This window comes from Silvanigrella aquatica (assembly GCF_001907975.1).
GTDB classification, from domain to species: domain Bacteria; phylum Bdellovibrionota_B; class Oligoflexia; order Silvanigrellales; family Silvanigrellaceae; genus Silvanigrella; species Silvanigrella aquatica.
Genome location: NZ_CP017834.1, coordinates 1993239 through 2006156, shown reverse-complemented (window position 1 = coordinate 2006156; position 12918 = coordinate 1993239). Strand labels below are relative to the sequence as shown.

Sequence of the window (12918 nt, the reverse complement as noted above, 5' to 3'; positions counted from 1 at the left end):
CTTGATGGAGTCTTATTTTCTGGATATGAGGTGCTGAACTGTGGCCTATAATGAAGAGCAAATGCAAGAAATATTCTTTCAGGAAATGCGAGAAGTATTCGAGCATATTGATAGTTGCATTCTTGTCCTCGAAAAAACTCCTGGCGATCTTGAAATTATTAAAAATCTATTCCGTGAAGTTCATACATTAAAAGGATCTAGCGGTGTTTTTGGTTTACGTGAAATCGCCGATTTAACTCACCATGCAGAAGACTTGCTCGACCGTATGCGTGAAGGAAAATTGGAACCAACGGAAGAAGTTTTTTCCGCATTGTTACGTTGTTTCGACCGTTTAAAAGAAATGATGGATGGTGCGCAAAAGAAACAAAATTTAGCATCCTTTGATAATGCGGATATTGTACGTCAGCTCTGTGACTTTAAAGAAATTACCGGTGAGCAATTACAAGAAAAAGTGGCAGCAGGAGAAGTAGCTCCTCCACCTACAAATGAAAATATCAAACCAGGTGAATGTCCTTTCCATATATCCATTACAGGTGCCGATCAATTTTTCTTAACAGGTATTGATCCCATCACTCTAATTTTAAATTGTCGTGATATTTCTTCTGGAGCATTTTCTTTATATACAAATATTACCAGAGTTCCTTCGTTACAAGATATTGAAGCAGAACGCTGTTACTTTGAATTTACATTTAATTTTGTTTCAATGGCAGAGTTTAAAACAGTTCAAGATATTTTCGAGTTCGCTATAGGTTCAAGCAACGTAAAAATTGAAATGGATGGGCAAAAACCAGGAGCCGCAGCAGCCCCTGCGTCCGCTCCTGCTCCTGCTGCAAAACCCGCAGCAGCCGTACCTGCAGCAGCTGCGAAACCTGCAGCAGTCGCTGCTCCTGCTGCCGCGGGAGCGGCAAAACCGGGAGCTCCTGCTCCTGCTGCCAAGGCAGATGCGGCTCATGGTGGTGGTGATGCCAATGACTTTGTGCGCCTTAAAAAAGAAAAACTCGATCAATTAATGAACTTGGTGGGTGAATTAATTACGGTGAAAAACCTTTTTGTTCACTTAGCAAATCGTCTTGAAGAAGTTTTACCTGAGAATGAAATAACAAAAGGCTTTAAAGAAGGAACAGGGCACGTCACAAGGCTTTCAGCAAGGTTACAAGAAAGTGTGATGAATGCACGTATGGTTCCTGTGGGCAGTGTATTTACAAAATATACGAGACTTGTTCGTGATGTTGCTAAAAAACTTAATAAAAAAATAAATCTTGTTATAGAAGGTGAAGATACTGAACTCGATAAAACAGTAAGTGAAGCGATTTCTGACCCGATTATGCACCTCATTCGTAACTCGATTGACCATGGTATTGAATTGTCTGAAGTTCGTAAAGAAAGAGGAAAACCTGAAACAGGTACGTTACTTTTAAAAGCGGGTTATGAAGGTAACAACGTTAAAATTATCGTTAGAGATGACGGAAATGGTATTGACTTAGATAGAGTTAAAAATAAAGCAATTAATCTTGGCATTATTACTCAAGAACAAGCTGATCTATTAAGCAAAAAAGACATTATTGAATTTATTTTCCACAGTGGTTTCTCTACTGCGGCTGAAATTACAGATGTGAGTGGTCGTGGTGTGGGTATGGATGTTGTGCGTAACAACATTAGAAAATCTAGTGGTTCTATTCTTGTCGATACAAATCCAGGCCAAGGAACAGAATTTAAAATTATTTTGCCTCTTAGCTTAGCGGTAATTGAAGCTCTTTTAATTGGAGTTGATGGTGAAACATATGCGCTTCCTCAAGAAGTGATTACTGAAACCGTACGCGCTGAGAGAAAAGATGTTGTTAACTTAAATAATCAACCCAGCATAAATCTTCGTGGAGAAGTTATACCGTTACTGCGCCTTAATGAAGTTGTTAACTTGAGAAAATCCATTTTGGATGATTTTATTCATCAAGAAAAGAAACGGTTAAATCAAACGGAAGAAGAAAATACGGATTCCCGTTCAGCGTCAAAAGACATGGACGATGGTCTTACAAACCCTGTTGTTATTGTCCAAATTGATGGTCTTAAAGTTGGGATTCTTGTCGATATTTTGTACTGGCAGGAACAAATTATGATCAAACCTTTGGGTGGGTTTTTGGCTAATATACCTGTATTTACAGGCGCTTGTATAATGGGGAATGGTTCTGTTGTGTTGGTTCTTGAACCGAAAGAGCTTTATTATGCGGCTTGTCATGACGATGATAAGGCAGCTGCGTAATTCAGGTACCAGCACGGTATAGGAGAGGTTAAATGGCTATTTATATTGCCAAAAGCAAAAAAGAAGAGCGAATGCTTCAAATCGGAAGCAACAAGTTTGAGCTTGTTGACTTCAGGTTGAAGGACTTTCCTGTTGGTGCGGATATGTCCCACCCTCAAGCTTATGAGGGTATATATGGAATTAACATAGCAAAAGTAAGAGAGATTAATAAAATAAGCCAGTTTACAAAAATGCCCAATTGCCATGAATGTATTGAAGGTCTTCTTGAACTCCGTGAAGAAGCGATTCCTATTGTGAACCTAGCAAAATACTTGGGTTATCATAATCACGCTCTTAGACCTACTGATAATATTATCATTTGTGAGTTTAATGGTTTAGTTACAGGATTCGTGGTGCACCAAGCTATGCGCATCCGTCGCATTTCTTGGGAAGCGATTTTACCGCCAACGCGTCTTATTGGTCGCGAAGGGGGCTGTGTTACTGGAATGCATAAATTGGTAAAAGGTCCTGACAATGAGCGTGATTTGATGCTCTTAATTTTGGACTTTGAAAAAATTGTTGCTGAAATTAATGGAGAAACTTACGCACTTAATAAATTTGCGGAAGATAAACAAAACAATAAAGTTGCAACTTCTACTGATGACACACGCACAGTCCTTGTCGTAGATGATAGTTTAACAGCAAGAACGCAGGTCGAGCTTTTCCTCACACAACATGGTTTCCGTGTGATTACAGCAACCGATGGAGAAGAGGGCTTGTTCACTCTTCAGGCCTTACTTGATCAGGCAAAACAGGAAAACAAAGACATTACGGACATGGTTCAAGTGGTTGTTTCTGATGTGGAAATGCCTCGTATGGACGGTCATGCTTTTACACAATCCATTAAAAAAGATCCTAAACTCAGTGCTATTCCCGTTATTATGCATACTTCGCTTTCAGGACGTGCCAACCAAGATGCGGTGAAGTCACTTGCCGATGAGTATGTTGTGAAATTTAATGGCGATGCCCTGATTGCTACTGTGAATCGTGTATGGCGTAAATTGATGGACAAAAAAGAAGCAAATAGAACAAGTGATATGAACGATGAAGAAGAAGATCAAGAAGCATCATAGTTTAATGGAGTTCTTATGCCAATTAATGTGTTGATTATAGATGACTCACCTTCTGTGTGTGCTATGCTTTCGCAAATGATGACAAGTGCTGGTTTTAACGTTGTTGGGATTGGAAAATCAGCGGAAGAAGGACTCGAATTAGCAGGGAAACTAAAACCAGATGTGATCACGCTCGATATCGAAATGCCTGGAAAAAGTGGTCTACAAGCGCTCCCTCTCATTCAAAAAACATGTGATGCTGCTATTATCATGTGCTCTACTTTAACAAACCAAGCAGCCACAGCAACCTTACAATCCCTTGAAAAAGGTGCTTTTGACTACATCCCTAAAACAGAAATTGGTAAAACATTTACATTAGATAATTTAAAGGATCGGGTAAATAACGCTTATGCCTTTGTTACTTCGAAAAGAAAAGGCGAAAGTAATTATAAACCCAGCGTTCCTATTGCATCACTTCCTCATCAGAATTTAAAAGCCATTGTTATTGGTGTTTCAACAGGAGGTCCTGCGGCTCTACATAAGCTATTTAATGCCTTGCCCGTTATGCCTATTCCGATTGTGGTTGTTCAACACATGCCAGCAGCCTTTGTGGCATCATTAGCAGAGCGCATTGCACAACAGACGAAGCACAAAACATGCGTGGCAAAGGAAGATCACACGTTAGCTCCAGGAGAAGTCTGTTTTGCTCCCGGTGACTTGCATGTTCTTGTTAAAAAAATGGGCGCTAGACTTTATTGTGGATTGAGTGAAGAACCTAAAAATATTTTGCACAAACCTTCGGCAGACGTTTTATTTCAATCCGCTGCTGAGGTCTTAGGCAAAGAACTTCTTGCGGTTATTTTAACAGGAATGGGAAGAGATGGCGCTGATGGTGGCAAAACTGTCCGCACACGGGGTGGCATGGTTTTAGCTGAAAGTAAGAGTTCTTGTGTGGTGTATGGTATGCCCAAAGCTGCCATTGAAGCGAGAACGGCAAACTTTGAATTTGACCTTCAAGATATGGCCGCTGCTATTACAAAAATCGTAACTGGAAAATTAATCCCACCAACTTAAGCGTTTTTATTGATAGTTTTTTTCCTAATGGATATAAGACCACCATGTTAAGCAGGGTGGTTTTTTATTATTCATTAATAAATTTAATTATCAATTTGGAAGAAAATGGTAAGTTTGAAGTTCAAAAAATGCTTGTAAAATGAAAAATTAAATAATTCTTTCAATAAGATTCCCAAATAAAAATATCAAATTTCCTTTGTAATTTCCTTAAATTTATATTACTTTTTACTTACAAATAAAATTAATCTTTAAAAAATAAATAAGGAGATAGTATGCTTTATAAAAATAATATTGTATTTTATTTTTTAGTTTTTTTCTTTTGCCAGAATGCTTTTATATACGAAGTTCAAGCTGCATCAGCTTCACAAAATTCGAACACCTCAAATGGAGCAGTTGAAAATGCAAACAATCATTTTCATCCCCAAGGAAAACTTCCCTCTCTTTTTACATTAAATTATCAAAAAGAACAGGTCAAAAAATTACCTTTTGAAGATAAAAGAGATTTTGAAGAAGTAAAAAAAGGCTTTATCGCTGCTCCCCCTTACAAAACTATAATGTCAGAAAAAGGAACGGTTGCTTGGGATATGAGCAGCTATGATTTTCTTTTAACGGATAATGATTTTAATAGCATTCATCCATCCTTAAGCCGACAAGCAATTTTGAATATGGGTTATGGATTATTTGAAGTATTGCCGGATAAAATATATCAAATTCGAGGGTTTGACATTGCGAATATGACTCTGATTAAAAGTGCCACAGGTTGGATTTTAATAGATGTTTTAACCTCTAAGGAAACAGCTAAAGCGGCACTTGCCTTTGCAAATCAAAAATTAGGGAAGCGCGCTGTAATCGCCGTGATTTATTCTCATTCTCATGGAGATCACTTTGGGGGTGCGCATGGGGTTATGAATGAAGTCGATGCAAAAAATGGGAAAATTAAAGTCATTGCTCCTGTGGGATTTATGGAAGCCGCTGTTTCCGAAAATATTTATGCGGGAAATGCAATGAATAGAAGAATGTTTTATCAATATGGCCTTCTCCTCCCGCGCAATGCCTATGGTCATGTCGACCAAGCTATTGGGAAAAATGTTTCCTCTGGTACTGTAGGACTCATAGCTCCTAATTATTATATTAAAAAAGACTTTGAAAAATTAGTGATTGATGGAGTTAAATTGGAATTTCAAAACACACCAGGTACAGAAGCTCCTTCAGAAATGAATATTTATTTTCCCGAATTAAAAGCTTTTTGGGCTGCGGAAAATATCACAAGTTCAGTGCATAATATTTATACTTTAAGGGGAGCCTTGGTGCGCGATGCGTTAGTATGGTCTAAGCATATTAATGAATCTTTATACCGTTATGGTAACAAAGCACGTGTCATGTTTTCATCACATACATGGCCGCGTTGGGGAAATAATAGAATACAAGAAGTCATGCGTGCCCAAAGAGATGTTTATGCAAATTTGAATAATGGTGTGTTAAATTTAGCAAACAAAGGTGTTACCATAAATGAAATTCATAATGTCTATCAACCTCCTAAAAGCTTGCAAAATCAATGGGCAGCGCGAAGTTATCATGGTTCTGTAGAGCACAACAGTCGTGCGGTGATCAATCGTTACCTTGGCTATTGGGATTCCAATCCAGCGACCTTAATTCCCTTATCACCACAGGAGTCGGCTCCCTTATATGTCGAAATGATGGGAGGTTCTGAAAAAATTCTTGCGAAAGCAAATCAATTATATAATGAAGGAAAATATCTTTATGCTATAGAAATATTAAATAAATTAATTTATGCACAGCCACACAATACAGAAGCAAAATATTTATTAGCCGATGTTTTTGAACAAATTGGATATCAAAAGGAAAGTACTAGTTTAAGAAATAGTTTTTTAGCGGGAGCCTTAGAATTGCGTTCTGGAATTCCTGCAGGAAATGTTGTCAAATCTTTAGGGTCAGATTTAGTGTCTGCTATGCCCACAAATTTATGGCTTGATTATTTAGCAATTCGCTTAAATAGTGAAAAAGCTGATGGAAATAATTTTATAATCAATTTAGAAACCCCTGATAATTATGAAAAATATGTTATTGAATTGAGCAATGCTTCTATGACAAATATAAAAGGCTTTCAATCAGATAAAGCAAATTTATCTATAAAAGTGAACAGAACAGAATTAGAAGAAATTATAATGGGCAAGAGTTCTTTTGAAGAAAAAATAAATCAAGGAAAAATAAAATTAATAGGAGATGCAACTATTTTAGCCCAATTAAAAGAAATGATAGATAATTTTAGCTTAAATTTTGAAATTTTACCTGGAACAAAAGCAGTATCTTCTATCTAAAATTAATTAAAATATTTTTCTTCAGAAATTTCTTTTAACATTTGGATATCGGCAATTTGAAAATCAGAAATATTACCATCCACAGCGCCCATTTTTTTTAATTCAGCGAAGACACGGCTTACGGTTTCAGGGGTCATATCTGATAAATCGGCAAAATCACTGCGGCTTAATAATGCTTTTTTGTTTGAATCACGATTGGTAAAATAAGGATAGACTTCTAAAAAACAAGCCGCTAGCCGTTGTCTTGCCGATTTATAACGGACACCTTCAATGCGGTTATAAAGAGTTGAGGAGTGACGACAAATTCTCTTTAAAAAATCCAGATAAATAGAAGGATTTTTTTCGCCAATTCCCGAAATAGCAATATTGGGAACAGAAATATATTCACAATTTGTTATAGCAGTGCATGTTCTTTCGTAGTAAGGAGATTTTGAAAACATTTCAAAAATTCCAAAACAATCACCTTCTTTTGCCAGTGAGCTTATAATTGATTTATTTTTTTCAAACTCTTTTGAAAATTTAACACATCCTGATGACAGTAAGTAAACAGAATAAGCTTTTTCTCCAGTAATAAAAATATTTTGTTCCTTTTTTACCCTTAATTCAGTTGAGCTTTGATATAAAATTTCTAGCTCTTCGTTATTTAATGAGGGAAAAAATCCGGAAAACTTTTTAACTGAATTGAGCGCTTCACTTTTTTTCACTAGAAATTCCTTAAATTATCTTTTACTTCATTTTAATAATCAAACCATTCTTCCCAGGTTTTTCCTCCATGCTTATCCTGAAGTGATGGAATAATTTTTTCACTGGAAAGTTGTGGAAATGAAGCTTTTACAGATTCATCTAAAATAAAAACCAAACCGCTTCCACCAAATGAAAAATCAAGTCGGCTGCGCAAAATTTCATCAGCGGTGAGCTTGGTCAAGTTGAACACATGAGTCATTTTGCCTGAAAAAATGGTTTTACTGATTTCAAGTCCAAGATTTTTCACAATGGCAGTGGTATAAAGCAACTGTGTTTCATGCATAAAGCGAGACATAACTCCTTCTTTATGAAAGCGATCAGTAAAATTATTCTCTAGTATGAGTTGGAATTCTTGGATCCAATCAATAGCTTGATTTTGATCTCTCCCCGACATAAATAAACAAATAGGAGTGAGACATCCTCTTCCATGCCATAAACTACAAAGTTTCGCTACCTCATCTGAAGAATAGTGCAGATCAATTTTTAAGCTATTTTTTACGTCTCCTTGCGGAATTAAGTGTGTATTCGTTCCTGCTAACATTTTTTTAAATGTACTGATAGTCGTGTCAGTACCAAAAACGATGACAGAATCAAATTCAGCATATTCTTTTGATAAGGATCGCGATTTCTCTAAAATAATTTCCGTAGGATAAAAATAGGGCGCTAATTTGTCAACCAAATCTTCAATTTTTGCGCGGATTCGATTTGATAAGGGATCATCATTTCGCAATGAGGGTAACTTAATATGCACTGATTTTGCGCCTAAAAGTGAGGCTATACGTGTGGGGTAGAGCCATGCAATGGGAATATTTGCAGAGGAAATAATAAGTACATTTTTTTCTTTTAATTTTTCAGGATTTTTTATTTTAATATCATTCCATGACAATAAGGTTTCATTCAGATCCGCCCAACATTGAGGCGTCCAAATTTCAGGACTTAAGGATTCGATAAACGTGTGAATGTCTTCGGTTGATTTAAATTCCTTTACTTTTGTTATATTCTCAAGAGGTTTATTTACAGGATTAGAAATATTTGGTGTATTTATGAAAAAGAAAGAATCTTTTACATTTAAACTACATCCTTTTAAAGTAGCATCGGGCGCACGACCCTTAAGTTGAAAAATTCCTTCATCTTGATCAACAATACAAGCAATATCTTCTGTAATTATAGTAGGCCAAGAGTCCATATTTAAAAGATCGAAGAAGGCAAGAAAGCCATATTCACCTTCTCGTAGTGCTTTCATTTCGCGCAAATTAATGACAATGGGAGTCAATGTTTCGTTACATTTAAAAGTACCATCATGAATATTTTTTAAAGACCAGGCTTGTGACGCTAATTCGCACATACCATATTCTGATAAAAACAAAAATTCCATCGGATTCCCATAGGAAACTTGAAATATTTTTATGCATTCTTCCAATGAAAAACTTTGTGTTCTTCCTTTCGTACCTCCGGTATCAATAATGGAAAGTTTTTGTCCTTTAAATAATTTTGGGATATTGTTACGTTGTACATATTCGGCAACTAAAATATGATGAAAAGTTGTCCCAAATACGATAACATCATTTTGAAAACGCGGGTCTGATAACATTGTTGCGACATTTTCGGGATTGCTTTCGACATCGCAATAATGGATGTCAAATGCTGAATTTTTTAGCATTCCTATCATAGCTGCCAAAGAGCTTTTCGGCCAGACATCGCGTGGAGGAATGAGGCTTATGATGGGAGTGTCTCGTTTAAAATGATGTAACTTTAAAAATCTTTCAAAACCTTCGCTTGTTTTTGTTTCATAAAGTTCCAACCGTTCTTTTGTAAAAATATGTCTTGCTTGAATGTTGTTAGTACTGCCGCTCGATAGAAAAGTGGTGTCTGTGGGAGAGGATTTTTCTGTAAAAAGTAAAAAATCGCGAAAACAGCGTATAGGCAAAAAGGGGATGGAGCTTTTTACTTCAGAGAAGGGAAGAAAAATATCTGTAAAAAAGTTCATCAGTTTAGGGTTCAAAGTAATCAAACTTTGTTTTTGTTTTAGCATTCTTTTAAAAATTTCTGTTGAGAGAAACTCTTTCATATTAGACCTACTTTAATATAAACAGTTGAAAAAAAAATTGAAGTAATGGATATCTATTACTTCCTCTCCAGAACTCTAAACAGGTGCTTGCTTAGAAATCTGATATGTTTTAATTGTATGCGTGTTCGGTTTCTTTTAAAAGGGTCATAAATGCAAAACTCTTCTTCTCATGATGTATTACAGAGTAACAAGCCAAAGCATCATAAACTTTCAATGCTTGGATTTAGTTTTTTATTTATTGGTTTCGTTTTGCTTGATCAGGCAACGAAATTTTGGTCGGAAAAACTTTATATGGTGAGTTCATCGCTCACAGATATTCGCATTTTTTCTCAAACTTCAGATCATATCTTTACCATAGGATCTCCTTCAAATTGGATTCAGTTTGAGACAACTTATATTCGAAATACAGGAGCTGCCTGGGGATTTTTAGGTAATTTACCTGAAAATATTCGTCCCTATTTCTTTTATATTTTAACAAGTGTTGCCATGCTTGTTATTTTAATTTTCTTTTTTAAAACCAATCCAAAACAAACTCTGGCGCGATTAGGTATTGCTTTTATTTTTTCTGGAGCTGCTGGTAATTTTATCGATCGTGTTTGGTTACACTATGTCATTGATTGGATTCATTTTAGATGGGATTTATTAGGTTGGAATTATGATTATCCCGTGTTTAATGTTGCCGATTGTGCTGTTACCTGTGGTGTAGTACTCTTAATCATCGATGCCGTCATTGATGAAATTAGGAACCGGAAAGCTAAAAAAAACTCTAAAGCTTGACAGTCGAATTTAGCCGTAAAAGATCCTATATATTCTTGTTCTAGACTTATTGGAGATTTTGGATATGGCACAACAGTTCCTTAAAAACTCTACACATCGTGTCAATGAAATATTTCAGGCAGGAATTACGGAAGCGTTAAATGCTCAAGTAAAAATGCTTATTCCTGAATTTTTATTATTTGCACTTATAGAACAAAAAGATTCTATTGCCTTAAAAATTGCTGATGAGTGTAAATTAGATGAAGTCCTTGTCAAGACGACAATTATCAACGGAATTTACGATAGCATCAATCAATTGCAGCGCAAACAAGATACGCATTTTACCCATTCACGCGATCCTACGGGAATGTATGGTTCTCCTGAGGTGGCTTTTTTATTGGAACGTGCCGATTTAGAACGTAAAAATTTTGGTGATGCTTATATTAGCACAGGGACATTGCTTCTGGCATTTTTTGATAACCGATTAACTTGTCGCGACATTATCATCCGCTCAGGACTAAATTATGAGGACTCCAAAAAAGCATTATTAAATGTGCGCGGAAATCATCGTGTGACCAATCGTGATGATGAAGCAAAGCAAAGTGCTTTGTCGCAATACACGCGTGATATTACGGCAATGGCAAGGCGCGGTGAATTGGATCCCGTGACATCGCGCGATATGGAAATAGAGCGTGTTGTTCAAGTTTTATCAAGGCGTAAAAAAAATAATCCCGTTTTAATTGGGGAACCGGGAGTGGGGAAAACGGTTATTATTGAAGGACTTGCGCAACGTATTGTTGATCTTGAGGTGCCCGATCACCTGGTCGGCAAACGTGTTTTGAGTTTGGAAATGGCCGACCTTGTCGCAGGTAGCAAAATGCACGGAGAATTTGAAGAGCGACTCAAGGCATTAAAAGAAGAAATTATTGCGCTAGAAGGACAAATCATATTATTTATCGATGAAATTCATACCGTCGTAGGTGCGGGGCGTACCACAGGATCCCTGGATGCCTCTAATATTTTAAAAAGCTCCTTGGCAACAGGACAGCTACAGTGCGTGGGCGCAACTACATTTAAGGAATATAAACAATATATTGAAAGTGACAGAGCTTTAGAGCGCCGTTTTCAACCCATTCGTGTGGAAGAGCCTTCTATTGCCGATGCTAAACTTATTTTAAAATCAATTGCTGTGAAATATGAAAAGCATCATCAAATTAAATACAGTCCTGAAAGTCTTGATGCTGCTGTTGAATTAAGTAACAAATATATTTTCAGTCGCAGTCTCCCTGATAAAGCCATCGATTTGATCGATGAAGCAGGTGCTTTAAAAAGAATTAAAGTGGTTAGTATTCCACCAGATATTCAAAAACTTGAGCAAGAAAGAGCAAAAAAAGACATTGAACGTAACGATTATTTTAATCGTCAAGATTTTGCTATGGTGGCTAGCTCGCAAATGGAATTGTTGGCGTTAGAAAATAAAATTGCGGCAAGAAGGAAACAGTGGGAATCGGAAATGAAACAAGAAGATCGCATTGTCACAGTAGAAGATATTGCATTACTTGTTTCTAAAACCACGGGCATTCCTGTGCAGCGTTTGCAAGCAGAAGATCTTGAAAAGCTTGCGCATATTGAAGATGAATTAGCGAAAAGGCTTATTGGTCAAAAACAAGCGATTACGGCTGTGGCCAATGCATTGCGCAGAAATCGCATTGGCTTAAGGGAACGCAAAGCACCCATTGGAAGTTTTTTCTTTTTAGGACCTACAGGTGTGGGTAAAACCGAATTAGCAAAAGCATTAGCTGAATATGTTTTAAATGATGAGCAACGTATTATTCGTTTTGACATGACAGAATTTATGGAGCGTCATGAAACTTCTAAATTAATTGGCTCCCCTCCAGGTTATGTAGGATATGGAGATGGAGGTCAATTAACAGAAAAAGTAAAAAGACAGCCATATAGCGTTTTATTATTTGATGAAGCCGAAAAGGCGCATCAGGATATTTTTAATTTATTTTTACAAATATTAGATGATGGTCGTTTAACTGATGCTGAAGGCCAAAAAATTAGTTTTGAAAATACACTTATTATTTTTACAAGTAATCTTGGTAGTGAGTATATCAGTTCAAATAAGAGAAGTGTTGGCTTAGGTGGAAAAGACAAAGATTTATCCCACAAAGAAGTCAGTGACCTCGTTATGGGAGAATTAAAGAAAACATTTAAACCTGAATTTTTAAATCGTCTTGATGAAATTATTGTTTTTGAAAAGTTAGGTACAGATGAAATAAAGCAAATTTTAGAATTAAATCTTGAAAAATTAGAAAAAAAAGTAACGAAACAAGGACTTTCTTTTAAAATAACGGAAGATGCGAAAAAGTTTTTAGCAGATAGAGGTTTTAGTCCTTTAAATGGAGCACGACCCTTACGAAGATTATTAGAAAGTGAAGTGGAAAATAAAATTGCCCAAGAAATTATTGTGAAAGGAAAAGATAAAGACACAGGATTGGTAAATGGAAAATTATTATCCATCCAATTAGTAAAAGATCCTCAACCACAAATTAAAGTTACAATAGAATAATTAGGAAATTAAAA

The 12918-nt window shown here is 36.2% G+C and carries 8 protein-coding genes; 6 read left to right on the top strand and 2 right to left on the bottom strand.

Annotated features, from left to right (window positions below):
- Positions 1-40: 40 nt before the first annotated feature.
- From AXG55_RS08265 to AXG55_RS08250, 4 genes are all read left to right on the top strand, one after another.
- On the top strand, positions 41-2257 hold the full coding sequence (locus AXG55_RS08265; RefSeq protein ID WP_148697651.1) for a chemotaxis protein CheA: 2217 nt from the start codon (positions 41-43) through the stop codon (positions 2255-2257).
- Between the two features lie 32 nt (positions 2258-2289).
- On the top strand, positions 2290-3369 hold the full coding sequence (locus AXG55_RS08260; protein WP_148697650.1) for a chemotaxis protein: 1080 nt from the start codon (positions 2290-2292) through the stop codon (positions 3367-3369).
- Positions 3370-3384: 15 nt separating this feature from the next.
- Positions 3385-4422, top strand: coding sequence for a chemotaxis-specific protein-glutamate methyltransferase CheB (cheB, locus tag AXG55_RS08255; RefSeq protein ID WP_148697649.1), 1038 nt, complete (start codon positions 3385-3387; stop codon positions 4420-4422).
- 272 nt (positions 4423-4694) lie between these two features.
- Positions 4695-6761: an alkyl/aryl-sulfatase gene (locus tag AXG55_RS08250; protein WP_148697648.1), complete on the top strand. Its 2067-nt coding sequence runs from the start codon at positions 4695-4697 to the stop codon at positions 6759-6761.
- A gap of 2 nt (positions 6762-6763) precedes the next feature.
- Here the strand turns inward: AXG55_RS08250 and AXG55_RS08245 are convergent, their stop codons facing one another.
- On the bottom strand, positions 6764-7465 hold the full coding sequence (locus tag AXG55_RS08245; RefSeq protein ID WP_148697647.1) for a Crp/Fnr family transcriptional regulator: 702 nt from the start codon (positions 7463-7465) through the stop codon (positions 6764-6766).
- 32 nt (positions 7466-7497) lie between these two features.
- Positions 7498-9573: a hypothetical protein gene (locus AXG55_RS08240; RefSeq protein WP_148697646.1), complete on the bottom strand. Its 2076-nt coding sequence runs from the start codon at positions 9571-9573 to the stop codon at positions 7498-7500.
- 150 nt (positions 9574-9723) lie between these two features.
- Here AXG55_RS08240 and lspA point away from each other — a divergent pair, with 150 nt between their 5' ends.
- Both lspA and AXG55_RS08230 read left to right on the top strand, forming a co-directional pair.
- Complete coding sequence (gene lspA / locus AXG55_RS08235) at positions 9724-10350, top strand: signal peptidase II (RefSeq protein WP_148697645.1); 627 nt, start codon at positions 9724-9726, stop codon at positions 10348-10350.
- A gap of 64 nt (positions 10351-10414) precedes the next feature.
- Entirely contained in the window at positions 10415-12904 is a 2490-nt protein-coding gene (locus AXG55_RS08230; RefSeq protein ID WP_148697644.1) for an ATP-dependent Clp protease ATP-binding subunit, read from the top strand.
- Positions 12905-12918 lie beyond the last annotated feature (14 nt).

Excerpts from the sequence above, each read along its gene's own strand:
- AXG55_RS08260 (WP_148697650.1), top strand. The coding sequence starts at position 2,290 with ATGGCTATTTATATTGCCAAAAGCAAAAAAGAAGAGCGAATGCTTCAA.
- cheB (WP_148697649.1), top strand. The coding sequence starts at position 3,385 with ATGCCAATTAATGTGTTGATTATAGATGACTCACCTTCTGTGTGTGCT.
- AXG55_RS08250 (WP_148697648.1), top strand. The coding sequence starts at position 4,695 with ATGCTTTATAAAAATAATATTGTATTTTATTTTTTAGTTTTTTTCTTT.
- AXG55_RS08240 (WP_148697646.1), bottom strand. The coding sequence starts at position 9,573 with ATGAAAGAGTTTCTCTCAACAGAAATTTTTAAAAGAATGCTAAAACAA.
- lspA (WP_148697645.1), top strand. The coding sequence starts at position 9,724 with ATGCAAAACTCTTCTTCTCATGATGTATTACAGAGTAACAAGCCAAAG.
- AXG55_RS08230 (WP_148697644.1), top strand. The coding sequence starts at position 10,415 with ATGGCACAACAGTTCCTTAAAAACTCTACACATCGTGTCAATGAAATA.